Here is a 24152-nt window from a genome sequence, read left to right as displayed (position 1 = left end):
AGCGATGGCACTCAATCTCCTAAAACTGTGCGTCGGTTGCGACAGCGTCGAGGACCTCGAAGAATGGATCGCCTTTCGCGTCGATGAGCGCCGCCGCGCCGGCGAACCCGCCGGGCACTGGCACACCACCCGCATGGTGCCGGCGCGCGGCGCCGAGGTGACCGATGGCGGTTCGCTTTATTGGGTGATCAAGGGCAGCGTGCAATGCCGCCAGCTGATCACTGATATCAGGCCCTTCACCGACGACGAAGGCATCGGCCGTTGCCGCCTGATGCTCGACCTCGATGTCGTGCGCACCGACTGGCAGCCGCGCCGCGCCTTCCAGGGCTGGCGTTATCTCAAACCTTCGGATGCGCCCGCAGATATCGGCAAGGGCAAGGCCGGAATGGTCGAGATGCCGCCGAAACTGAAGCGCGAGCTCGCCGATCTGGGCTTGCTGTAGAGCCAAGGGCGCGGCCGCTTCTCCCAGAGCGTCGAGCGCTGGCCCTTCATCTTGTCCAAGGCTGGACTTGCAAGGGAGCCGACAACGCCACATCTTGCTTCTTATGAGCGACAAGAAGCAGCGCGTGCCCGCAAGGGCCGATCCTGCGCCGGTCAAGCCTCAATCCAATGCCGGCGAGATCGACGCCTTCATCCGTCAGGCCCGGACGCTTGCCGCGTCCGCGACCGGCTGCGGGCGGCTGATCCTTGCCCTTGACGCAACGATGAGCCGCCAGCCGACCTGGGATGTCGCCGCCAAGCTGCAGGGCGAGATGTTCGACGCCGTCGGCAAGGCCGGCACCCTCAGTGTCCAATTGGCCTATTTTCGCGGGTTGGGCGAGTGCCGCTCGTCGGCTTTTGTCGCCGACACCAATGCCCTGAAGCAGCTGATGACGCGGATCGACTGCCGTGCCGGCCACACCCAGATCGGCAAGGTGCTGGCGCATGCGCTGAGGGAAACGGCGGCGGCCAAGGTCAATGCTCTGGTCTATATCGGCGACGCCATGGAAGAGGATATCGACGACCTGGCGCAGAAGGCCGGCAGCCTCGGTCTGCACGGCGTTCCCGTCTTCGTCTTCCAGGAAGGCCATGATCCCGGCGCAGAAAAGGCGTTCAAGGAGATTGCGCGGCTGTCCAAAGGGGCTTGGTTCCGATTTGATCGGCGGGCTGCCGCGACCTTGGCCGGGCTGCTTTCGGCGGTCGCCGTCTATGCGACGGGTGGATTGAAGGCGCTCGAGGCAAGGGACAGGCCGGGAGACCGGCTGCTGATCGAGCATCTCAGGGGCGGCGGGAATTGATGGGCGCTATCATTGCACTTGTTGCACTGTTTCTGGTGCTGCTCGGCGCGGCGACGATCTTTGTCCGCGCCGATGCGCAAAAACTGGCAAGCGGCATGCGCACGCTCGGGCCGGTGCTTCTGGCGCTGGTCGGGCTCGCCGTGCTGGTGGTCGGGCGCGAAGGCATTGCCGGCCTCATTCTGGCCGCGGCCCTTGCCTGGTACGGTTCGATGCGAATGAAGCGGCCGTCGGTCGGGCCGGCGCCCGGCAAGCGCTCGACGGTGCGGACCGCCGCACTGGAAATGGAGCTTGATCACGATACGGGCGGGCTTGAAGGCCTGGTTCTGGCCGGCCGCCATGAAGGCAAGATGCTGGGCGCGATGGGCCTGGCCGAACTGCAGCAGCTTTACCGCGAACTCCCCGGCGACCCGGAGAGCCGCCAGCTCCTAGAGACGTATCTTGACGGCCGTTTTCCCGTCTGGCGCAACGACGCTGAGGCGAACGGTGGCGAAGGGCTGGGTGTTGCGCCAGGTGCGGGCGCCATGACTAAGGAGGAGGCCTACAAGATCCTTGGTCTTGAAGCGGGGGCCGCCGCGGCGGATGTCCGCAAGGCGCACCGCCGCCTGATGCAGCGCCTGCACCCCGACATCGGCGGCACGTCTTTCCTGGCGGCGCGGATCAACGAAGCCAAGGACGTCTTGCTCTCCAATCACAACTAGTCTCCTTCGACGCAGTAAATTTCCGGGAGATGGTTCCGACGCCGCCCTACTGTTGGACGGCGTAGCAGGCGATTTTCTTTTTCTTCAGGGCATTGCAGGCATTCCAGGCCGCGTCCTTCGAGCGGAAGCCGCCGAACCGGGCGCGGTAATAGGTCTCGCCATCCTTTTCGAAGGCGACGGTGAAACCGGAAGCAGCCCCAAGAACCTTGGGCGCCAGCTTGGCGGTCTTGTCGAGGAAAGCCTGGGCTTCGGACTGCTTGGGCGACGACGCCACCTGCACCGCCCAACCAGCCGGCACCGAGGCCGTGTTGACCGGGTCGACCGCCTGTGGGGATACAGGCGTGGGTTCGGCATAGGCAGCCACAATCTGCGCAGTTTCGACCTTCGGCGCCGTCACGATGACGGTCTTGACCTTCCTGGTCTTGACGACGGGGGCGGGCTCTTCGACCGCGGCCACCGTCTGTTCGTCGGCAGACTGGCCTTCAGCAGACTGCTCGTCAGCGGATGTCGGATCGTCATTGGACGCTACGGGATCGTCTTCAACGATCGGCTTGCCATCCGGCGTCGGCGCGTCATGCTTGGGCAGGAAGACCTTGGCCAGCGCCTTGACCGGATTGTCACCGCCGGCCTTGGCGACCAGGGCGCCGCCGCCGCGGGTCGATGCGCGCGGCATGTAGGCGTTGATCAGGCCGGCCATCTGGTTGTCGCGGCTGCGCCCCGAAGTGCCGCCCATGACGACGGCGACGAGGCGGCGGTTGCCGTCCGAAACCGACGAGACGAGGTTGAAGCCGGAGGCGCGGGTATAGCCGGTCTTGATGCCGTCGACGCCCTTGATACGGCCGAGCAGACGGTTGTGGCCATTGATGCGCTGGCGGCCGTAAAGGAAGGAGCGCTGCGAGAAATAGCCGTAATACTGCGGATAATGTTCCCTGAGCGCTATGCCGAGCATCGCCATGTCGTGGGCGGTTGTGAACTGGCCGGGATCGGGCAGGCCGTTGGCATTGCGAAACACGGTGCCGTCCATGCCGAGCGCGCGCGCCTTGGCGGTCATCATGCGGGCGAAATTGCTTTCGCTGCCGCCGAGCAGTTCGCCGAGCGCGGTCGCCGAATCATTGGCCGACTTGGTCACCATCGACAGGATGGCGGTCTCGACCGAAACCGCTCCGCCCGCCTTGACGCCGAGCTTGGTCGGCGGTTCGGCCGCCGCTTTGGCCGAGAACGGCACGGGCGTGTTCCTGCTGATCCGGCCCTTCGCCATGGCCTCGAAGGTCAGATAGAGCGTCATCATCTTGGTCAGCGACGCCGGGTAGCGCCGGCCGTTGGCATCGGACGAATAAAGCACCTTGCCGGTCTTGGCGTCGACGACGATCGCCGAAGACCTGGCGGCCATCGAGGACGCGGCATCCGCAACGACAAATGACATCGCCAAAGCGAGGATCATGATCGTTTTGAGGGAAGATGCGGATTTTGAACCGAAGACCGACAACGCCTGACGCACTGATAGTTCCTTTGAAACTCATTGCCATGGAGGCGGCAAAGGGATCCGACCTCACTTGTCGTCAAACTATCGCGGCCAGCGTTACCAATCCGTTTATGGTAACCGGCGCGTTCACCATTTTCCTCGGGCTTGAGCCTTTCTTTATTCGAATTTGAGCTGTTGCCGGCGCAGCGCGGCCTGATGCCCTGAAATCTTGACTTTTGTGCAGCGCACAATGTATTCTCGTGCATTGCACAACCGCGCTCAGGCAAGGGCGCTTCAAAACGCCAAGGGAAACGTCAAATGACCCAGACCTACGAGGACTTCTCGAAATACGGCAAGGAGTTTGCCGATACCGGATTGAAGAGCTTCACCTCGCTCTCCAAGGGCGCGCAGGCGATCGCCACTGAAGCTGGCGAATACACCAAGAAGAGCTTCGAAGCCGGCAGCGCCGCGGTCGAAAAGCTGTTCTCCGCCAAGTCGCTGGAAAAGGCGGTCGAGATCCAGTCCGACTTCGCCAAGCAGAGCTATGAGAGCTTCGTTGCCGAGGCGACCAAGTTCGGCGATCTCTATGCCGATCTCGCCAAGGAGGCTTACAAGCCCTTCGAATCGATTGTCGCCAAGGCGAAGTAATTTCGCTCGAGAATACCAGGCACGGCCTTTCGGGCTTGCAGAACAGACCCGGTCGCGGATGCGCGGCCGGGTTTTTTCATGCCGGTTTCAATTCCGGGGCTTTGGCGGTTCACGATTTTGAAAATCGCCTCGGTTTGCCCACCTAGCCATATTGTCAGCTAACAAGAAGGGCTTAAAATCGTCCATCGAACACCTACATATCGAACTCGCCATGGGGATTCGAAAGAGGCAGGATTACGTGACTTCAGGTTTGACTGCCACGACAAGCGTGGTGCGGATGCAAAGTGACGGCGACGGCAATGAGGCCGGTCGCGGCACAGCCGTCATTACGCGCACGAAGACCAAGACCAAGAAGCCCAGCCTTTACAGGGTCCTCATCCTCAACGACGACTATACGCCCATGGAGTTCGTGGTTCACGTCCTGGAGCGTTTTTTTCAAAAGGACCGCGAAGCCGCCACACGCATCATGCTTCATGTTCACAATCATGGGGTGGGCGAGTGCGGGGTCTATACATTCGAGGTGGCCGAGACCAAAGTGTCTCAGGTCATGGATTTCGCCCGACATAATCAGCATCCGCTGCAATGCGTGATGGAGAAGAAGTGAGGTAACATGCCGGCTTTCTCCCAAGGCCTGGAAAAGGCGCTTCACCAGGCGCTGACGCTCGCCAATGAGCGGCACCATGAATATGCAACCCTAGAACATCTGCTGCTCGCCCTCATCGACGACACCGAGGCGGCCGCCGTTATGCGCGCCTGCAACGTCGATCTCGACGAGCTGAAGCACACCGTTCTGACCTATATCGACACCGAACTCGACAATCTGGTCACCGGTTACGATGAGGATTCCAAGCCGACCGCCGGCTTCCAGCGCGTCATCCAGCGCGCCGTGATCCATGTGCAGTCATCCGGCCGCGAGGAAGTGTCCGGCGCCAACGTGCTCGTCGCCATCTTTGCCGAGCGCGAGAGCCATGCCGCTTATTTCCTGCAGGAACAGCAGATGACCCGCTACGACGCGGTCAACTACATCTCGCACGGCATCGCCAAGCGCCCCGGCGCATCGGAGACGCGCTCGCCGCGCGGCGCCGATGACGAGCAGGGCGGCCAGAACGGCGCCGAGCCGCAGGAGGAAGGCGGCAAGAAGAAGCAGCAGCAGGATGCGCTGACGGCTTATTGCGTCAACCTCAACAACAAGGCCAAGGCCGGCAAGATCGATCCGCTGATCGGCCGCGAGAGCGAAATCAACCGCACCATCCAGGTGCTGTGCCGCCGCTCTAAGAACAACCCGCTCTATGTCGGCGATCCCGGCGTCGGGAAAACGGCGATTGCCGAAGGTCTGGCCAAGCGCATCGTCGAAGGCGACGTGCCCGAAGTGCTGCAGGACGCCACCATCTTCGCGCTCGACATGGGCACGCTTCTGGCCGGCACCCGCTACCGTGGCGATTTCGAAGAGCGGCTGAAGCAGGTTGTCAAGGAGCTAGAGGATTATCCCGGCGCCGTGCTGTTCATCGACGAGATCCACACGGTGATCGGGGCCGGCGCCACGTCAGGCGGCGCGATGGATGCGTCGAACCTGTTGAAGCCGGCGCTGTCTTCGGGTGCCATCCGCTGCATCGGCTCGACCACTTACAAGGAATTCCGCCAGTTCTTCGAGAAGGACCGCGCTCTGGTGCGGCGCTTCCAGAAGATCGACGTCAACGAGCCGACCATCGAGGACGCCATCGAGATCATGAAGGGCCTCAAGCCCTATTATGAGGAATTCCACAAGGTGAAGTTCACCAACGAGGCGATCAAGGCTTCGGTGGAACTGTCGGCCCGCTACATCAACGACCGCAAGCTGCCGGACAAGGCGATCGATGTGATCGACGAGACCGGCGCCTCGCAGATGCTGGTGCCGGAAGCCAAGCGCAAGAAGACGATCGGCATCAAGGAGATCGAAGCCACTATCGCCACGATGGCCCGCATCCCGCCGAAGACGGTTTCGGCCGACGACGAGAAGGTGCTGCAAGGCCTCGACATCGAGCTGAAGCGCGTCGTCTATGGCCAAGACACCGCCATCACCGCGCTGACCTCGGCAATCAAGCTGGCGCGTGCCGGCCTGCGCGAACCGGAAAAGCCGATCGGCTCCTACCTGTTCTCAGGCCCGACCGGCGTCGGCAAGACCGAAGTCGCCAAGCAGTTGGCTGCCTCGCTCGGCGTCGAGCTGATCCGCTTCGACATGTCGGAATATATGGAACGCCACACCGTTTCGCGGCTGATCGGCGCGCCTCCCGGCTATGTCGGTTTCGACCAAGGCGGCTTGTTGACCGACGGCGTCGACCAGCATCCGCACTGCGTGCTCTTGCTGGATGAAGTCGAGAAGGCGCATCCGGACCTGTTCAACATCCTGTTGCAGGTCATGGACCACGGCAAGCTGACCGACCACAACGGCAAGCAGATCGACTTCCGCAATGTCATCCTTATCATGACCACCAATGCGGGCGCATCCGATGCGCAGCGCGCGGCGATCGGTTTCGGATCGACCAAGCGCGAAGGCGACGATGTCGAGGCCATCAACCGGTTGTTCACGCCGGAGTTCCGCAACCGTCTCGATGCGATCATCCCGTTCGGCTCGCTGCCGGTGCCGGTCATCCATCAGGTGGTGCAGAAGTTCGTCATGCAGCTCGAGGCCCAGCTCTCCGAGCGGGGCGTCACCTTCGACCTGTCGCCGGACGCGATCGCCTGGCTGGCCGACAAGGGCTACGATGAACGCATGGGTGCGCGGCCGCTCGGCCGGGTCATCCAGGAGCACATCAAGAAGCCGTTGGCCGACGAGGTGCTGTTCGGCAAGCTCAAGAAGGGCGGCACGGTGCGCGTCACCGTCGAGAAGAAGGAAACCGGCGAAACCGGCCTGAAGCTCGAATCACTGGCCGACGAAGCCCCGGTGCAGCCGAAGCAGGAGCCGGAAGAGACGCCGAAAGCCCGCAAGGCGGTGGCCAAGAAGCCCGTCGCCAAGAAGGCGGTGGCGCAGAAGCCTCAGCCCAAGGGCAAGGACGAGCCTGAGCCCAAGGGCAAGGATGGCGGCAAGCGCAGCCTGGTGCCGCAACTGCCGCGCAAGAGCTGAAAGGTTCGCCTATGAAGGGCCCGGTGACGGGCCCTTTTTTCATTGGCTGGCCGGTTTGCCGACACAGCGCCCCTGCTTTCAGGGCAGATGTTGTTAGGTCAGGCGGCGACGCCCTCGGGTGCAAACTTGCCCAGGAAGTACCCGCACGCCTTCCAGATGGCGATCGAAATCAGAACGCTCGCATAGCCATCCACGGCGCGGCAGCTGCTTCTACCAACGGCTCTGATGTCGCAACCGAATGTTCCACGATTTTGAAAACCCAAACGCATCCCGGTACGGCGCGCGTTATCACGGGTGGTTTGATATTTCCCTAACCGACGTAATGGATTGTGGCTGAGCTCATCGCCTTGAGGCGCACGCCACCTCAACCGTTCAGCGCTGCCCGGATCCTGGCCGCGTTCTCAGTCAGCAGTTCGGGCTTCTCCATCTGTCCCGTATGCGGCTTGAGCGCGATGCCTTCGAACCGCGGGATGACATGGACATGCAGGTGGTAGACGGTCTGGCCAGACGCCGGTTCGTTGAACTGCAGGATGGTGACCCCGTCAGCGCCGAAAGCCTTTTTGACCGCCAGCGCCACCTTCTGGACCGTGGTGAACAGCCGGCCGAGCGTCGCCGGATCGGCATCGAGCAGATTGCGCGACGGTGCTTTGGGCACCACCAGCGTGTGACCGGGGCCTTGCGGCATCACATCCATGAAGGCGACCACGGCATCATCCTCGTAGACGCGGTGCGACGGGATTTCGCCGCGCAGGATCTTCGCGAAGATATTGCTGGGGTCGTAAGCCTCGGTCATGGCGGCGCTCCGGGAGTATGCTCCCGGTGTAGCGAAGCTGTCCCGGACCGGCAAGATGGTCCGGCGATATCGACAGGCGAGGGCAGGGCGGATCGCTATTCCTCAAGATCCTTGCGGAACGGCGTATGCTCTTCCAGAATTTCGCCCATCCGCTTGACCTCGCGCCGCTCACGCCGGAGATAATCGGCCACAGCATTGCGCAGGCCGGGATGTGCGATGTAGTGCGCCGAATGCATGGTCACGGGACGATAGCCGCGCGCCAGCTTGTGCTCACCCTGCGCGCCGGCCTCGACCACCTTCAGCTTACGCTCGATGGCGAAGTCGATGGCCTGATGGTAGCAAACTTCGAAATGCAGGAACGGGTGGTCCTCGATGCAGCCCCAATTGCGGCCGTAGAGCGCATCGGAGCCGATGAAGTTGATGGCGCCGGCGACATAGCGGCCATTGCGCTTGGCCATTACCAACAGGATATCCTGGGACATGCGCTCGCCGATCAGCGAGAAGAACTTGCGGTTGAGATAAGGCCGGCCCCATTTGCGGCTGCCGGTGTCCATATAGAAGGCGAAGAAATCGTCCCAGGCCCCTTCGGTCAGGTCCTTGCCGGTCAGCCGGTCGATCGAGATATCGTTGGCGAGCGCCTCGCGCCGCTCCTTCTTCATCGCCTTGCGCTTGCGCGATGCCAGCGTAGCGAGGAAATCGTCATAGGTCGAAAAGCCTTCGTTGAAGAAGTGGAACTGCTGGTCGGTGCGGTGCAGGAAGCCGGCTGCTTCCAGCGTTGCAACGTCGCTTTCACTGGCGAAGGTGACATGCGCGGACGACACGCCGAGCTTTTCCGTCACCGCCTTCAGGCCCGCTGCGAGACCGGCCTTCACAATGGCGCTGTCCTCGCCTTTGCTGACCAGCAGGCGAGGGCCGGTGACCGGAGAGAACGGCACGGCGCATTGCAGTTTCGGATAGTAGTTGCCGCCGGCGCGTTCGAACGCATCGGACCAGCCGTGGTCGAAGACATATTCGCCCTGGCTGTGCGATTTGAGATAGCAGGGCACGGCGCCCAGCAATCTGCCTTGGGCATTTTCCAGTCTGAGATGATGACCTTGCCAGCCGGTACGCCGCACAGCGCAGCCGGAATCTTCAAGCGCGCTCAGAAAAGCATATGAAACGAGAGGGTTATAGCCATTTTCTGTGTCGCTGCGGGTTGTGCCGGTAAAGCCGTTCCACTCGTCGCAGGTGAAGGCATTGATGCCGGCGGCAACGCGGATGGAAAACTCCGCATTCGCCGTTTGCCCGTCACCTTCATCACCCTGATCCATGGGGCTTATTTAAGCTCTGTCGGGGCCGCTACAAGTCACGTTTCAGGCACTTCCATCAGGCGACATTGACCAGATCGGGTTCGAACCCTTCGAACGTCATCTGGTCGGCGTATTTGAAGGTGAGATCCACCGCCGGCTGGTCATGCACCGTCCAGGTGATGACAGGCATTTTAAGCCTTTCGCGCACGAAGCTGACGAACGGGTTCGGCAGATCGCCCGCGGCATAGGAGGTGAAGGCGAGGTCATGCGCCAGCATGGCGAAATGCGCCTCGATCAACTGGTTGTCCTGGCCATAGGCCGTGAGCCCGCCCGGAATTCCTGGCGCATCCCTGGGGAAATCGCGGACCAGCCAGTGGTCGAACGACATGATCGCCGCCTTGCCCGTGTAGCGCTCCAGCATCTTGCCGACGCTCGCCACCAGGCCCTCGTCGTAGCCGGGCACACCCTTCAATTCGACCACCAAAGGCACGCGGCCGTCGACCAGGTCGAGCACCTCCTGAAGTGTCGGCACATGGTCCTTGGTGCCGCCGATCCTGAGCGCCGCCAGTTCCGCTGCCGTGCGCTGCCAGACGAAGCCGTCCTGGCCGGTCAACCGACTGAGATCGCCGTCATGAATGATGACGGGGACGCGGTCGGACGACAAATGCACGTCGCATTCGATCGCATAGCCGCGCTCGGCGGCAGCAGCGAAGGCCGACAGCGTGTTTTCCCAGCGCGTCTTGTTCATGTCGTGAAAGCCGCGATGCGCCACCGGGCGGGCGGTCAGCCAGGAAAGGTCGGTCATTGTCTTGGTCCTGCTCATGCGACCTCGAAGACGGCTTCGATTTCCACTGCGGCATTAAGCGGCAGACAGGCGGTGCCGACGGCGGAGCGGGCATGCTTGCCGCGCTCGCCAAGGGCCGCGACCAGGAAATCGGAGGCGCCATTGGCGACCAGATGCTGCTCGACGAAATCCGGCACTGATGCAACAAAGACGGTGATCTTGACCAGCCGCTGGATTTTTTCGAGATCGCCAAGTGCTGCTTTTGCCTGCGCCAAGATGTTGATTGCACAGTACTTTGCGCCTTCCTTGCCGGTTGCCGTGTCGACGTCGCGGCCGAGCAGGCCGCTTGCCTGCAGCTTGCCGTCCTTGAGCGGCAACTGCCCGGCGGTGAACAAAAGATTGCCGGACCTGCAATAGGGCACATAGTTCGCGGCGGGCGCTGCGGCGGCAGGTATCGTCACGCCGAGATCGCTTAGCCGCTTTTCGATTGTTTCACTCATCGTATTTCCCTATTGCTTGGAGACGCCGCGCTGGCCGGGCCGAAATTGCTATTTTTGCCTCGCTTCCGCCACGACTTTTTTTAAGCTGGACCATCCTTACCTGCGGCCTGCCATCAGCTGCGACGATCGGAGCCCTTTATGCGCGCAACGCGCCTTGCCTTCCACGCCGTTCTCGTTCCGGTGCTGTTCTCGATGGCTCCAGCCTTTGCCGTGCCGGCGCTGCAGGCGCATCGCGCCGTCTACGATCTTACCCTCGACAAGGCGTCGGACCGCTCGGGCATCACCGGCATTTCCGGCCGCATGGTCTATGAGTTCAACGGCTCGCCCTGCGAGGGCTATACGGTAAAATTCCGTTTCGTCACCCAGATCGCCACCGGCGACAACACCAGGCTGACCGACCAGCAGACGACCACGTTCGAGGACGCCGAAGGCAAGACCTTCTCGTTCGTGACCAAATCCTTCGTCGACCAGAACCTCGACAAGGAGGTCAAGGGCACCGCCACGAAAGAGACCAAGGGCCTCAAGGTCGACATCGACAAGCCCGAGAAGAACAGCCTGGAACTCGCCGCCACTCAGTTCCCGACCCAGCATCTGGTCGAACTGATCGGCAAGGCCGAGAAGGGCGAGAATTTCTACGAAACCAGCCTGTTCGACGGTTCGGAGGATGCCAACAAGGTGATGACCACCACCGTCATCGTCGGCAAGAAGGCCGAGGGCGACAAGGCCGACCCCGAAGCGCCGGCGCTGGCCAAGCTTGCAGGCGACAAATACTGGCCGGTCGACATCGCCTATTTCGACGAGACCGACAAATCGGGCGAAGAGGTGCCGGAATACCGCATCAGCTTCAAGCTGCACGAGAACGGCATCACCCGCGACCTCACAATGGACTATGGCGAGTTCTCGATGACCGGAAAGCTGGTCAACCTGTCGCTGTTCGATCAGACCAAGCCTTGCCCGGTCTCGAAATAGCAACAATGCGGCGCTGGCCACGGCAGGCTTGATGGCAGTTCCCGATGGCGGTCTATGTCGATGCGGCGATCTGGAAATGGGCCGGCCATCGCTGGTGCCACCTGATGGCCGACGATACGGACGAACTGCATCGTTTCGCCGCCGAGCTTGGCGTCAAGCGTTCGTCCTACCAGGGGCCGCCCAGGACATCGGCGCCGCACTATGACATAACCGGCTTCGAGCGCGACCGGGCGGTGCGGCTCGGCGCCATCGAATGCAGCCGCGAGGAGATCGTTGCGATCTTCAGGCGCGTACGGGTACCCAACGGAAAGGGCCGATCGTGACGCTAACGGCATTCTTGGCTTATTGCCTTGCCATCACACTTGCCGCCGCCACGCCGGGTCCGGCGATGTTCACGGTGATCACCAACGGCGTGGCACGCGGCTTCCTGCGTGCGTTCGTCGCCGGAATGGGCATTGCCGCCGGCGATGCCGTGCTGGTCACCCTGGCACTGCTCGGGCTGGTGGCGCTGGCCCAGACCTTCGAATGGGTGTTTCTCCTGTTGAAATACGCCGGTGCGGCCTACCTGATTTTCCTCGGCATCAAGATGTGGCGGGCCGCGGCCGCGCAATCGGCCGCGCAAGGAATCCCCCAAACCGGATTGTCGCGTTCGTTCCTGCTTGGCGCCTCCGTGGCGCTCGGCAACCCGAAGGCGATCCTGTTCCACGCCTCGATCATGCCGCTGATCCTCAACCTCGACACCATGACGTTTGCCGACGGCCTGCTGGTGGTGGCAGTCGTCGTCGGCGCCAATATTCTCACCATGGGCATCTACGCCGCGCTGGCGGGCAGGGCATCCGGCTGGTTCAGGACGCCCGAACGCATGCGGCTGATTAACCGGTTCGCCGGCAGCGCCATGATCGGCACCGGAGCGCTGATTGCCGCACGCTGAGCGATGAAGCACCTCACCGCTTGCGTTTGCAGCACTTCCCCTCTATATGCGCGCTCATTCCACACACGGACTTTGGTGTCTGCCCGGGAGAAATCCGGCTGAAACCTCCGGTGGCGTTCGAGGACAAAGTCCAAAAATGCCTGTGTCCGTGGAGGCTAACCGGAAAAGGAACTAAGAATGGCACTGCCTGATTTCAGCATGCGCCAGCTTTTGGAAGCTGGCATTCACTTCGGCCACCAGACCCACCGCTGGAACCCGAAGATGGCGCCTTACATCTACGGCGCCCGCAACAACATCCACATCATCGACCTGTCGCAGACGGTGCCTTTGCTGCACCAGGCTCTGAAGCAGGTTTCCGACACCGTTGCCAAGGGCGGCCGCGTGCTGTTCGTCGGCACCAAGCGCCAGGCGTCCGACATCGTCGCCGACGCCGCACAGCGTTCGGCCCAATACTATGTCAACTCGCGTTGGCTCGGCGGCATGCTGACCAACTGGAAGACGATCTCGAATTCGATCCAGCGCCTGCGCAAACTCGACGAGATGCTGGCCGGTGAGGCCCAGGGCCTGACCAAGAAGGAACGCCTGAACCTCGACCGCGAGCGCGAGAAGCTCGACAAGGCGCTCGGCGGCATCAAGGACATGGGTTCGACGCCGGACCTGATGTTCGTCATCGACACCAACAAGGAAGCGATCGCCATCCTCGAGGCCAAGCGCCTCGGCATCCCGGTCGTCGCCATCATCGATTCGAACTGCGATCCGGACAAGATCGATTTCCCGATCCCCGGTAATGACGACGCGGCGCGCGCCATCCAGCTCTATTGCGACCTGATCGCCAAGGCTGCCATCGACGGCATCGCCCGCCAGCAGGGCGCGCTCGGCGTCGACATCGGCGCCTCGGTCGAAGCTCCGGTCGAACCGGCGCTTGATCCGGCTCCGGCCCCGGCTGCTGACGCTCCGGAAGCTTGACAATCGAAGGCCGGTTGCGGCCTTCATCATTCTCATATTTGGCACGCTAGACGGACGCATCACCGAGTACCGGTGGTGCGTCGGTGCATTTAAAACAAAGAGGCGACAATGAGCATTTCGGCTGCACAGGTCAAAGAACTCCGCGACTTGACCGGCGCGGGCATGATGGACTGCAAGGCGGCGTTGACCGAGACCAACGGCAACATCGAAGAGGCCGTCGACTGGCTGCGCAAGAAGGGCATTTCCAAGGCCGACAAGAAGGCTGGCCGTACTGCCGCCGAAGGCCTGATCGGCGTCGACTCCGGCGTCCGCGAGGCCGCCATCATCGAGGTTAACTCCGAGACCGATTTCGTGGCCCGCAACGAGCAGTTCCAGGAGATCGTTCGCAATGTCGCCAAGGTCGCGCTTGCTTATGGCACGACGGAGGCTGTCTCTGCCGCAAAGTATCCGGGTTCGGACAAGTCGGTCACTGACACCATCAAGGACGCCGTTGGCACCATTGGCGAGAACATGAGCTTCCGCCGTTCGGCCAAGCTCACCGTCCCGCACGGTGCTGTCGCAACCTACGTCCACAATGCGGTTGCCGATGGTCTTGGCAAGCTCGGCGTTCTGGTCGCGATCGAGACGACGGGCAATGAGCATGCCGCCAACGCCTTTGGCCGCCAGGTCGCCATGCATGTCGCCGCCACCAACCCGCTGGCGTTGACCGCCGAGCAGATCGATCCGGCAGCGGTCGAGCGCGAGAAGGCGATCTTCGCCGACCAGGCGCGCCAGTCCGGCAAGCCGGAAGCGATCATCGAAAAGATGGTCGAAGGCCGCCTGCGCAAGTTCTACGAGGAAGTCGTGCTCCTCAAGCAGGCCTTCGTGCTCAATCCCGACATCACTGTCGAGCAGGCGCTGAAGGATGCCGAGAAGGACATCGGCGCTCCGGCCAAGATCTCCGCCTATCTGCGCTTTGCGCTGGGCGAAGGCATCGAAAAGGAAGAGACCGATTTCGCGGCGGAAGTCGCGGCGGCGGTGAAGAAGTAGTTTTAAAAATAGCCCCGAAAAGGGCTTCTCAGCTCAGGCAACTCGGCCGGGTGTCCGCAAGGATGCTCGGCCGATTTCTTGTGCGGTGTCGATGAAGGCCCTGAGCTTTGGCGCCGTCGACGCCCTGCGCGGGAAGTAAAGGAAGAGGCCGGGCTCCTCGATCGCCGTTTGCGGCAGGATCTGAACGAGGCGGCCGGCGGCCAATTCCGCGCGGACCAGCGGCTCGAACACATAGGTCAGCCCGACGCCGGCAAGCGCAAGGTCGATCGCGGCCAGCGAATCGGTGACGATGACCGTACCCTTCGTCTCGGCCACGACATCCTTGCCGTCCTCAGTCAGGTCCCAGCGATAGAGTGCGCCGGAGCGCACAAGCCGGTAGCCGATGCAATTGTGGTCCGAAAGATCCGCCACACCGCGCGGACGGCCATGCCGGCCGACATAGGCGGGGGAGGCGACGATCACGGCGTTGAATGGCGGCGTCAGCCGGACCGTGACCATGTCCTGTGCGATCATCTCGCCCAGCCGGATGCCGGCATCAAAACCCTCGCCGACAATGTCCACCAGCCCCTGGTCGGTGAGCAATTCGATGGTCACATCAGGATAGCGTTCAGCCATCGCGGCGGCCACGGGAGTGACGGCAAGTGGAACGGCGATGTTGGGAACGTTCAACCTGAGCAAGCCGGAGGGCCGGCCCTTGATGGCTCGGATGCGGTCCATCCGGTCGGCGATATCCTGGAGGGCAGGGGCTGCCGTCTCCACCAGCGCCTTGCCGGCTTCCGTCAGCGAGACGCTGCGCGTGGTGCGCGCAAACAGCGGCTGGCCGATCCGCTCCTCCACGAGGCGCACCGCATGGCTGACGGCGGATGGGGACATGCCCAGTTCGGCCGCAGCTAGCGCAAAGCCGCCGCGTCGGGCAACGGCGACGATGACAGGCAAATGACTGAGCAGATCCCGATCCATTCATGCATGATATCGCATAGTCCTTGCGAACACTTCAATGTTCTCGATGCCGACAGGCTGACCCATATTGCCGTCACCAATGCACAAGGAGAAGAGAGATGAATGCCTTGAAACACGCTACCTTCGCCGCAGCCCTTGCTCTGGCGCCGGCTGATGCCGGCGGCGCCGAGCCGTCCGGTTGGCGCGGGCTCGCCGACGAACGCGCCGTCATCCGCATCGCCGATGCCATCGACCGTGCCGTCGATGCGCAGGACTGGAAGCTTGCCCGCTCCTATTTCGCCGACCGTGTCACCGTCGACTTCAGCAGCCTGTCAGGACAGCCTGCCGCCACCATCCCCTCCGACGATCTGATCGGTACCTGGGCCGGCAACCTCAGGGGCAGCAAGACCAGCCTGCATCTGCGCACCAATCACCAGGTGATCTTTGAGGCGGACGCGGCGACCGTCTCTTCGAACGGCTATGCCTGGAACCGGATGGAAGGCAATGGCGACCCGCTGTGGGAAGTCTGGGGCACCTACGAGCACCATCTGGTTCGCTCCGGGACCGGCTGGAAAGTCGACGGCTTCGTTTTCCGCGCCACGCATGAGCGCGGCAATCCCTGGGTCAAGATGACGCCTGGCCAGTGAGCCGGCGTCAAGAAATCAGGATAGGAAAAACACCATGACCATGAGCTATTACACACTGGGCAACAGCGGCCTGCGCGTCAGCCGGTTGGCACTGGGCACCATGACCTTTGGCACCGAATGGGGCTGGGGCGCGGACAGGGAAACCGCGCGCGCCATGGCCGACGCCTATGTCGAGGCCGGCGGCAATTTCTTCGACACCGCCGACCTCTACACCGGCGGCACAGCCGAAACCTGGCTCGGCGAATTCATCGCCGAGCGAGGCTTGCGCGACAGAGCGGTGATCGCCACGAAATTCACCTTCAACGCGGAGCCCGGCAATCCGAACGCCGGTGGCAATGGCCGCAAGAACATCTTGCGCGCCGTGGACGCCTCGCTGAAGCGGTTGGGCACTGACTATATCGACCTCTACCTCCTCCATGTCTGGGACGGGCTGACGCCGGCCGAGGAGGTCATGCGCACGATGGATGATCTCGTGCGTGCGGGCAAAATTCGCCATGTCGGCCTGTCCGATGTGCCGGCTTGGTATGCTGCCCGCGCGCAGACGATCGCCGAGTGGCGCGGCTACGAGCCGGTGTCGGCCCTGCAGCTTGAATATTCGCTGGCGGAGCGTTCGATCGAAAATGAGTTCGTGCCCTTCGGCACCCGCCATGGCGCAGGAATCATGGTGTGGAGCCCGCTGGCCAGCGGGCTGCTCAGCGGCAAGTACCGGCCGACGCAGGAAGGCCATGCCGGCCGGCTCGACGGCTTTCGCAACACCACTCATCCGGGGTTCCAGAAGTTCACCGAGCGCAACTGGGCGATCGTGGCGGAGCTCGAAAAAGTTGCCGCCGAACTCGGACGCAGCATGGCGCAGGTCGCGCTCAACTGGGTGGCAACGCAACCGGGCATCGCCACCGTGATTCTTGGCGCCACCAAGCTGGCGCAGTTGCAGGACAATCTGGCGGCGTTGGATTTCACTTTACCCGCCGAGCTTCGCGCGCGGCTGGATACGGTCAGCAAGACACCGCCGCCATTCCCGTACGCCTATTTCGGTTCCGACATACAAGCCCGGGTTACCGGCGGCGCCGTGACCGGCGACAAGCCGTTGGGTTATGCGCCGCCGCTGCTGGTCGAGGGCGACGCCGTCAGCATCACCAGCAACTGACGGGCCGCGACGGGAAGGCGGAATTGGGCGAGGGGCGCCGCGTGACATCGCGGCGCCCTTCGTGTATCGGAACTCGGCATCGCGCCAGCGGCGGCGCCCGCGCGAGGGCGGCCTGCCCAGGCTGCCACACGCAACAATGACGAGGTCCAGATGACGGCAAAGCCCCTCTATCGACGTGTCCTGCTGAAAGCGTCGGGCGAAGCGTTGATGGGCGAGCAGCATTTCGGCATCGATGTCTCGGTGGTCGACCGAATCGCCGCCGACATCGCCGAAGCCCGCGCACTTGGCATCGAGGTCGGCGTCGTCATTGGCGGCGGCAATATCTTTCGCGGCGTGGCGGTGGCATCCAAGGGCGGCGACCGCGTCACCGGCGACCACATGGGCATGCTGGCCACCGTCATCAACTCGCTGGCGCTGCGCACCTCGCTGAACAAGATCGGCGTCGATGCCGTCGTGCTGTCGGCCATCGCCATGCCCGAACTTTGCGAGAGTTTTTCCCAGCGCCAGGCCACCGCCTATATGAACCAGGGCAAGGTCGTCATTTTCGCCGGCGGCACCGGCAATCCGTTCTTCACCACCGATTCGGCCGCGGCCTTGCGCGCCGCCGAGATCGGCGCCGACGCGTTGTTCAAGGGCACCCAGGTCGACGGCGTCTATTCGGCCGATCCCAAGAAGGATCCGAATGCGACCCGCTTCGAGCGCATCAGCCATGCCGAAGTCATCAACAAGGGCCTTTCGATCATGGATACCGCCGCAATTGCACTTGCGCGCGAAAACAACATCCCGATAATCGTCTATTCGATCCACGAAAAAGGTGGTTTCGGCGATATTCTGCGGGGCGGCGGCCGTTGCACGATCGTCGCCGACGAGTGACCCGGAGTATACTCTCCTAAAAAGGGGATCAGTTTTTGAAAGCGGGTCCGAATATAGGCCCTAAGCACTGAACCCGGATCAAACGGGTCGAGGAGACTAAGATGAGTGGTGAGTTCGACGACCTCAAGCGGCGCATGGATGGCGCGATCGCCGCCTTCAAGCACGATCTGGCTTCGCTGCGCACCGGCCGTGCCTCCAGCAATCTGCTCGACGCCATCCAGGTCCAGGCCTACGGCACCACCATGCCCATCAACCAGGTGGCGAACGTGTCGGTGCCGGAGCCGCGCATGATCTCGGTTTCGGTATGGGACAAGTCGATGGTCGGCGCGGTCGACCGTGCCATCAGAGAATCCAATCTCGGCTTCAATCCGATCGTCGACGGCACCAATCTCAGAATTCCGCTGCCCGAGCTCAACGAGCAGCGCCGCAAGGAACTGGTCAAGATTTCGCATGGCTACGCCGAGAACGCCCGCGTTGCGGTGCGCCATGTCCGTCGCGACGGCATGGACTTCTTGAAGAAGGCGGAAAAGGACGGCGACATCAGCGAGGACGATCAGCGCAAGCGCTCCGATCAGGTCCAGAAGCTGACCGACGAAACGATCAGCACCATCGATCACCTGCTTTCCGATAAGGAAGCTGAAATCATGCAGGTCTAGGGTCGGCCCACACCGGCCCGAAAGCGAGACAATGGCAACGCCCGCGCATGTCGCGATCATCATGGATGGAAACGGACGCTGGGCCAAAGCGCGCGGCATGCCGCGGCTTGCCGGCCATCGCGCCGGCGTCGAAGCGCTGCGCAAGACGGTGCGCGCCGCGCCCGGTCTCGGCATTTCCTTCCTGACCGTCTACGCCTTTTCGTCGGAAAACTGGTCGCGGCCCAAGGCCGAAGTGAGCGACCTGATGGGGCTTTTGAAGCTGTTCATCCGCCGCGATCTGGCCGAACTGCACCAGAACGGCGTGCGCGTCAGGATCATCGGTGACAGGGCGGGGCTGCAGCCGGACATCAGGGGCCTGCTCGAAGAGGCCGAATCGCTGACTGCGCGCAATGAATCGCTGACCTTGGTCATCGCCTTCAACTATGGCGGGCGCGACGAGATCGTGCGCACGGCACGCAAGCTCGCAGCCGCAGTGGCGCGCGGCGAGATCGACGCAGAGGCGATCACGGCAGACACTTTTGCCGGCGCCCTCGACACCGCAGGCATTCCCGATCCGGAGCTGGTCATCCGCACCAGTGGCGAGCTTCGGCTGTCGAACTTCCTTCTGTGGCAGGCAGCCTACAGCGAACTGGTTTTTCTGCCTTGCTACTGGCCTGACTTCAGCCGCGAACACCTGGCCGACGCATTGCGCGATTTTGCTGGCCGCGAGCGCCGTTTTGGCGGGCTTGCCGCTCAAGATGTCGCTGCCTCGTGATCGGCGGCGGGATGAACAATCTTCAGCTTCGCATCGTCTCGGCGCTGGTGCTGGCCGCAATAGCGCTTGGCCTGACCTGGTTGGGAGGGCTGTGGTTCCGCCTGCTTTGCGCCGGGATATCGGCGGTCATCTTCTATGAATGGGCGCGCATGTCGCGCCCCTTGGCCGGTGCGACCCTCGGCTTCATTCCCGAAGCGCTGCTTCTGGTTTTCGTCGTCGCCCTGGTTGCAGGCGTGCCGGCATCGTGGCTTCTGTCTCTTGTCCTGGCCATGGTTGTGGTCGCTGCTGTCGGCGCCCGTATGCGTGGAGCGGCGCAATGGGATGCAGCCGGTCTTGCCTACGCGGCTTTGTCCGGCTTATCGCTGGCGCTGCTGCGCGGCGGCGACCATCCCGGCCTGGTCGCAATCCTGTTTCTGTTCGCCGTGGTCTGGGCGACCGACATCTTCGCCTATTTCGTCGGCCGCTCCGTCGGTGGGCCCAAGCTCGCGCCATCTATATCCCCCGGCAAGACGCAGAGCGGCGCGCTTGGCGGCGCTGTCGGCGGCGTGGCCGCCGGCGTGCTTCTGGCTGCCGCCGCCGGGGCCGGCAATCTTGGCGTCCTCGCCTTGGTTGCGCTGGTGCTGTCGATTGTTGCCCAGGCTGGCGATCTCTTCGAATCCTGGGTCAAGCGCCGCCACGGCCGCAAGGATTCAAGCGCGTTGATACCCGGGCATGGCGGTGTCATGGACAGGGTGGACGGGCTTGTCGCGGCGGCTTTTGCCCTATACGTGATCGGCTGGATTTCGGCGGGCGCCGATCATCCCGCGCAGGGGCTGTTTCCGGCTTGAGTGATATTTCACGGCGAAGAAATGGCGCACGCCACGGATTCGCCTGGATTGATGTCACAGTCGCGGCGACACCTTTTGCCGCGGGTGAATTTGAGGGCATGACTTGAACGAAATTCTTCACGCGTTTTTCAGCACGGAAGGCTTTGTCCTCGGCACGCTGGTGCCGTTTCTGTTCGTGCTGACCGTGGTCGTCTTCATTCACGAAATGGGCCATTACCTGGTCGGCCGCTGGTGCGGCATTGGCGTGAAGGCCTTTTCGATCGGCTTCGGCCCCGAACTTCTCGGCTTCAACGACAGCCACGGCACGCGCTGGAAGCTCTGCGCCATACCGCTCGGCGGTTATGTCAAATTCGTCGGCGACATGAGCGCCACGTCGAGCCAGCCGAGTTCGGAAGATCTGGAAACGCTGACTGACGCTGAACGCAAGGTCGCCTTCCACACGCAGCCGATCTGGAAACGCGCCGCCACGGTGGTGGCCGGACCGCTGTTCAACTTCCTTTTGACCATTGCCGTCTTTGCCGTGCTGTTTTCCCTCTATGGCCGCCCTGTGTTTGAGCCGATGGTGGCGGCGGTCACCGCCGGCAGTCCAGCCGAAAGGGCCGGCATTTTGCCAGGCGACCGATTCGTCGCCGTCGACGGCAGCAAGGTTGAGACCTTCGCCGACGTCCAACGCCTGGTCTCAGGCCGCGGCGGCGACGCTATCAGCTTCACCATGTTGCGCGACGGCAAGGAGGTCACCGTCGTCGCGACGCCGGAGCCGATGGAGCAGCTGGACGCACTGGGCAACAAGGTCAAGGTGGCCGTCATCGGCGTCGTCAACAACAAGGATGTCGGCCAGCCCAGGCTGATCACCTACAGCCCTGTCGGAGCAGTCGGCGCCGCGGTCGAGGAGACGGGGCACGTCATTCAGCGCACCGGCCAGTTCCTGCAGCGATTCGTTGTCGGCCGCGAAGACAAATGCCAGCTGGGCGGCCCGATCAAGATCGCCAAGATGTCGGGGCAGGCGGCAAAGCTGGGCTTCCTATGGCTGGTGCAACTCGTCGCCGGCCTGTCGGTCGGGATCGGAATTCTGAACCTTTTGCCGATTCCCCCCCTCGACGGCGGCCATCTCCTGTTCTACGCACTCGAAGCCGTTTTCCGGCGTCCGGTATCGGAGCGGATGATGGAAATGGGATACCGGGCCGGCCTCTTTCTGGTGCTGGGATTTATGGGCTTCGTCTTCTGGAACGATCTGTTTGGGTGCTGAAATCATGAAGAAATTTGGCTTCAGCACCGGCAATGTTGAGACGCCGTTTACCATGCACGGGGGTATGCGTGACGCGAAAGCCACGCATCAGGGTTAAGTAATTACAAATTAACCAGAAGCCTTGCGTGTAGGGAAAATCCGGTTAATACGGTAGGAGAAATTACCGCACGTCCGGTTTTCTCGCCGTGGGGACTTCGAGAAAAGGTACAAAAGCCCGATGAAGGCAGCATCCAAATTTTTGAGCGCCGCGTCCGCGGTGGCTATGTCCGCCGCTCTGGTTGTACCAGGTGCGCTCGCCGTGCAGTTCGTTGCCACATCTGCGGCGCAGGCAGCCGTTGTCTCGAGAGTCGAGGTCAGCGGCAACCAGCGTGTCGACGCCGACACCATCCGCAACTACATCACGATCAAGCCGGGCAAGGCGTTTTCCAGCGCCGATATCGACGATGCGGTCAAGGCGCTGTTCGGCACCGGGCTGTTCTCGGACGTGCAGATCAATCAGGTCGGTTCGACGCTGGTAGTCAAGGTTGCCGAATACCAGGTCGTCAACCAGGTTCTGTTCCAGGGCAACAAGAAGCTCAAGGACAACGCGCTGGCAGTCGCCGTGCAGTTGAAGCCGCGCGGGACGTTCTCGCAGGCAACGCTAGACTCCGATGTCGAGGCGGTAAAGGCTGCCTACAGGCGAATTGGCCGGGATGACGCCGCTGTCACGACGCAGATCATGGATCTCGGCGACAACCGCGTGAACGTGGTCTTCAACATCAACGAAGGCGGCCGCACCAAGATCGCCGCTGTCAATTTCGTCGGCAACAGCGCCTATTCGAGCCGCCGCCTGTCCGACGTCATCGCAACCAAGCGCTCGAGCTTCTTGTCCTTCGTGCTGCGTGACGACGTCTATGACGAGGACAAGCTCCGCGCCGACCAGGAATCGCTGCGCCGCTTCTATTACAATCACGGCTATGCCGACTTCCAGGTGGTCTCAGCCGTCGGCGAGCTCGACGACACGACCAACCAGTACACCGTTACCATCACCGTCCAGGAAGGCGACCGCTATACGTTCGGCGACGTCAGCGTCGAGAGCACCATTCCCGAAGTCGACTCGAAGGCGCTGGAATCGGTGGTTCAGACCCACAAGGGCGACGTCTACAACGCCAAGAATGTCGAGGACACCATCATCGCGCTGACCGAAAAGGTCGCGGGTTCGGGCTATGCCTTCGCCCAGGTGACACCGCGCGGTGATCGCAACTTCGAGAACCACACCATTTCGGTCGTCTATACGATCGACCAGGGCACCAAGGCCTATATCGAGCGCATCGAAATCCGCGGCAACGACCGCACGCGCGACTATGTCATTCGTCGTGAGTTCGATGTCAGCGAAGGCGACGCCTTCAACCAGGTACTCATCCAGCGCGCGAAGAAGCGGCTGGAAAAGCTAGATTACTTTGAGAAAGTAGACGTTTCGACTGTCCCGGGTTCTGAGCCAGACCAGGTCGTGCTCGTGGTTGACGTAGTCGAGAAATCGACCGGCGAGTTCTCGGTTGGCGCAGGATATTCGACCGGTGGCGACACTGCGGGTCCGTCCGTCGAAGGTTCGGTCGCGGAGCGCAACTTCCTCGGTCGCGGCCAGTACATCAAGGTTTCGGCGGGTGGTGGCAAGAATTCGCGCGACTACAGCCTGTCCTTCACCGAGCCCTATTTCCTCGGGCGCCGTATCGCTGCCGGCTTCGACATCTTCCAGCAGACACGCAACTACGACCACTATGACAGCGAGACGCTGGGTGCGACGGTGCGCTTCGGCCTGCCGATCACCGACAACATCTCGACGCAGTTGGCGTACAATATCGCCCAGGAGAAGTACAAGCTCGACGACGGTTGCGATAACAATCCTGCCGTCCCGGGCAACGCCCCTGGCGACGGGATTCCCGACGCGGACTGCAACGTATCTGCGGCAATCGTCCAGGGAATTGATGAAAGCCCTTGGATCAAGTCGTCGGTCAGCCTTGGGTTGGTCTACAACACCATCGATGACATGAAGAGCCCGCATGAAGGCATCTACGCCACCACGACCATGGAAGTTGCCGGCCTTGGTGGCGATGCCAAATTCGTAAAGGTTACCGGTCGTGGGACTGTCTACCAGACGTTGTCCGAACAGCTGGACTTGGTCGGCCTGATCTCAGGCGGCGCCGGCCATATCCAAGGCTTCGGCGGTGACGGCCTGCGTATCTTCGATCAGTTCCAGAGCAGCGACCGCATGATCCGCGGCTTCGAGTATGGTGGCATCGGTCCTGCGGATATTGCAACGGGTGACCACCTCGGCGGCACCACCTATTTCAATGCGTCGGCGGAAGCTCAGTTCCCGATACCGGTCATTCCGGAAAGCTTTGGTGTGCGCGGCGCCGTGTTTGCTGATGCCGCCACACTGTATGGCAGCAAGATTAACGTCGCCGGGGTTACTCAAGCTTCAACTGATCTAGAGTTGCGCGCTTCGGTTGGTGTCGGCTTGTTGTGGTCATCGCCTTTCGGCCCGATCCGCATTGACTACGCGATGCCCGTCAAGAAGGAAAAGACCGACGACGTGCAGGAATTCAACTTCGGCATGTCGAGCCGCTTCTGATGCGCGGGT

The 24152-nt window shown here is 62.3% G+C and carries 25 protein-coding genes; 19 read left to right on the top strand and 6 right to left on the bottom strand.

Annotation, left to right across the window (positions count from 1 at the left end; genetic code table 11):
- Positions 1-4: 4 nt before the first annotated feature.
- The 3 genes from NLY42_RS22430 to NLY42_RS22420 all read left to right on the top strand — a co-directional run bounded on the left by NLY42_RS22430 (position 5) and on the right by NLY42_RS22420 (position 1975).
- Positions 5-442 (top strand): DUF1489 family protein, encoded by a 438-nt coding sequence (locus tag NLY42_RS22430; protein WP_023754880.1) that lies wholly within the window; start codon positions 5-7, stop codon positions 440-442.
- A 103-nt stretch (positions 443-545) separates the two neighbouring features.
- Positions 546-1277, top strand: a complete 732-nt coding sequence (locus tag NLY42_RS22425) for a hypothetical protein (protein WP_023754879.1) — start codon at positions 546-548, stop codon at positions 1275-1277.
- Complete coding sequence (locus NLY42_RS22420) at positions 1277-1975, top strand: DnaJ domain-containing protein (protein ID WP_023730128.1); 699 nt, start codon at positions 1277-1279, stop codon at positions 1973-1975. Before NLY42_RS22425 ends, NLY42_RS22420 begins: the two co-directional genes overlap by 1 nt.
- A gap of 46 nt (positions 1976-2021) precedes the next feature.
- On the opposite strand, the gene NLY42_RS22415 is transcribed toward NLY42_RS22420, so the two are convergent.
- Positions 2022-3416, bottom strand: a complete 1395-nt coding sequence (locus NLY42_RS22415) for an SPOR domain-containing protein (protein ID WP_460221999.1) — start codon at positions 3414-3416, stop codon at positions 2022-2024.
- Positions 3417-3755: 339 nt separating this feature from the next.
- Here NLY42_RS22415 and NLY42_RS22410 point away from each other — a divergent pair, with 339 nt between their 5' ends.
- The 3 genes from NLY42_RS22410 (at position 3756) to clpA (ending at position 7185) form a co-directional block, all read left to right on the top strand.
- Positions 3756-4085, top strand: a complete 330-nt coding sequence (locus tag NLY42_RS22410; protein WP_023671011.1) for a phasin family protein — start codon at positions 3756-3758, stop codon at positions 4083-4085.
- Between the two features lie 277 nt (positions 4086-4362).
- Positions 4363-4689: an ATP-dependent Clp protease adapter ClpS gene (gene clpS / locus NLY42_RS22405; protein ID WP_023754877.1), complete on the top strand. Its 327-nt coding sequence runs from the start codon at positions 4363-4365 to the stop codon at positions 4687-4689.
- Positions 4690-4695: 6 nt separating this feature from the next.
- Entirely contained in the window at positions 4696-7185 is a 2490-nt protein-coding gene (clpA, locus tag NLY42_RS22400) for an ATP-dependent Clp protease ATP-binding subunit ClpA (RefSeq protein WP_023754876.1), read from the top strand.
- Positions 7186-7549: 364 nt separating this feature from the next.
- On the opposite strand, the gene NLY42_RS22395 is transcribed toward clpA, so the two are convergent.
- The 4 genes from NLY42_RS22395 to NLY42_RS22380 form a co-directional block, all read right to left on the bottom strand.
- Positions 7550-7978 (bottom strand): HIT family protein, encoded by a 429-nt coding sequence (locus NLY42_RS22395; protein WP_023754875.1) that lies wholly within the window; start codon positions 7976-7978, stop codon positions 7550-7552.
- Between the two features lie 95 nt (positions 7979-8073).
- A complete protein-coding gene (locus NLY42_RS22390) occupies positions 8074-9288 on the bottom strand; it encodes a GNAT family N-acetyltransferase (protein ID WP_023754874.1) in 1215 nt (404 codons plus the stop codon).
- A 55-nt stretch (positions 9289-9343) separates the two neighbouring features.
- Positions 9344-10072, bottom strand: coding sequence for a glycerophosphodiester phosphodiesterase (locus tag NLY42_RS22385; RefSeq protein WP_023754873.1), 729 nt, complete (start codon positions 10070-10072; stop codon positions 9344-9346).
- Positions 10073-10086: 14 nt separating this feature from the next.
- On the bottom strand, positions 10087-10551 hold the full coding sequence (locus NLY42_RS22380) for a RidA family protein (RefSeq protein ID WP_023693441.1): 465 nt from the start codon (positions 10549-10551) through the stop codon (positions 10087-10089).
- A gap of 138 nt (positions 10552-10689) precedes the next feature.
- Between NLY42_RS22380 and NLY42_RS22375 the strand changes: the two genes are divergently transcribed.
- From NLY42_RS22375 to tsf, 5 genes are all read left to right on the top strand, one after another.
- Complete coding sequence (locus tag NLY42_RS22375) at positions 10690-11520, top strand: cell envelope integrity EipB family protein (protein ID WP_023671019.1); 831 nt, start codon at positions 10690-10692, stop codon at positions 11518-11520.
- Between the two features lie 44 nt (positions 11521-11564).
- On the top strand, positions 11565-11843 hold the full coding sequence (locus tag NLY42_RS22370; RefSeq protein ID WP_023671020.1) for a DUF4031 domain-containing protein: 279 nt from the start codon (positions 11565-11567) through the stop codon (positions 11841-11843).
- Entirely contained in the window at positions 11840-12451 is a 612-nt protein-coding gene (locus NLY42_RS22365) for a LysE family translocator (RefSeq protein ID WP_023688582.1), read from the top strand. Before NLY42_RS22370 ends, NLY42_RS22365 begins: the two co-directional genes overlap by 4 nt.
- 177 nt (positions 12452-12628) lie before the next feature.
- On the top strand, positions 12629-13417 hold the full coding sequence (rpsB, locus tag NLY42_RS22360; protein WP_023671022.1) for a 30S ribosomal protein S2: 789 nt from the start codon (positions 12629-12631) through the stop codon (positions 13415-13417).
- 108 nt (positions 13418-13525) lie between these two features.
- A complete protein-coding gene (gene tsf / locus NLY42_RS22355; RefSeq protein WP_023671023.1) occupies positions 13526-14446 on the top strand; it encodes a translation elongation factor Ts in 921 nt (306 codons plus the stop codon).
- A 33-nt stretch (positions 14447-14479) separates the two neighbouring features.
- On the opposite strand, the gene NLY42_RS22350 is transcribed toward tsf, so the two are convergent.
- Positions 14480-15406, bottom strand: coding sequence for a LysR family transcriptional regulator (locus NLY42_RS22350; protein WP_023754872.1), 927 nt, complete (start codon positions 15404-15406; stop codon positions 14480-14482).
- Between the two features lie 98 nt (positions 15407-15504).
- Here NLY42_RS22350 and NLY42_RS22345 point away from each other — a divergent pair, with 98 nt between their 5' ends.
- The 8 genes from NLY42_RS22345 to bamA all read left to right on the top strand — a co-directional run bounded on the left by NLY42_RS22345 (position 15505) and on the right by bamA (position 24143).
- On the top strand, positions 15505-16032 hold the full coding sequence (locus tag NLY42_RS22345) for a nuclear transport factor 2 family protein (RefSeq protein ID WP_023754871.1): 528 nt from the start codon (positions 15505-15507) through the stop codon (positions 16030-16032).
- Between the two features lie 34 nt (positions 16033-16066).
- On the top strand, positions 16067-17176 hold the full coding sequence (locus NLY42_RS22340; protein ID WP_023745113.1) for an aldo/keto reductase: 1110 nt from the start codon (positions 16067-16069) through the stop codon (positions 17174-17176).
- Positions 17177-17326: 150 nt separating this feature from the next.
- Positions 17327-18049: a UMP kinase gene (gene pyrH / locus NLY42_RS22335; protein WP_023671026.1), complete on the top strand. Its 723-nt coding sequence runs from the start codon at positions 17327-17329 to the stop codon at positions 18047-18049.
- A 101-nt stretch (positions 18050-18150) separates the two neighbouring features.
- A complete protein-coding gene (frr, locus tag NLY42_RS22330; RefSeq protein ID WP_023671027.1) occupies positions 18151-18705 on the top strand; it encodes a ribosome recycling factor in 555 nt (184 codons plus the stop codon).
- Positions 18706-18736: 31 nt separating this feature from the next.
- The gene (locus tag NLY42_RS22325) at positions 18737-19459 is read left to right on the top strand and encodes an isoprenyl transferase (RefSeq protein ID WP_023748403.1); all 723 of its coding nucleotides are present in this window, start codon (positions 18737-18739) and stop codon (positions 19457-19459) included.
- An 11-nt stretch (positions 19460-19470) separates the two neighbouring features.
- On the top strand, positions 19471-20286 hold the full coding sequence (locus tag NLY42_RS22320) for a phosphatidate cytidylyltransferase (RefSeq protein ID WP_023696555.1): 816 nt from the start codon (positions 19471-19473) through the stop codon (positions 20284-20286).
- 103 nt (positions 20287-20389) lie between these two features.
- On the top strand, positions 20390-21532 hold the full coding sequence (rseP, locus tag NLY42_RS22315) for an RIP metalloprotease RseP (protein WP_023754870.1): 1143 nt from the start codon (positions 20390-20392) through the stop codon (positions 21530-21532).
- A 217-nt stretch (positions 21533-21749) separates the two neighbouring features.
- On the top strand, positions 21750-24143 hold the full coding sequence (bamA, locus tag NLY42_RS22310) for an outer membrane protein assembly factor BamA (RefSeq protein WP_023684694.1): 2394 nt from the start codon (positions 21750-21752) through the stop codon (positions 24141-24143).
- Positions 24144-24152 lie beyond the last annotated feature (9 nt).

It is taken from the genome of Mesorhizobium sp. C372A (genome assembly GCF_030323245.1).
In the GTDB taxonomy this organism is placed as follows: Bacteria; Pseudomonadota; Alphaproteobacteria; order Rhizobiales; family Rhizobiaceae; genus Mesorhizobium.
This window is presented reverse-complemented; position numbering and strand designations above follow the sequence as displayed.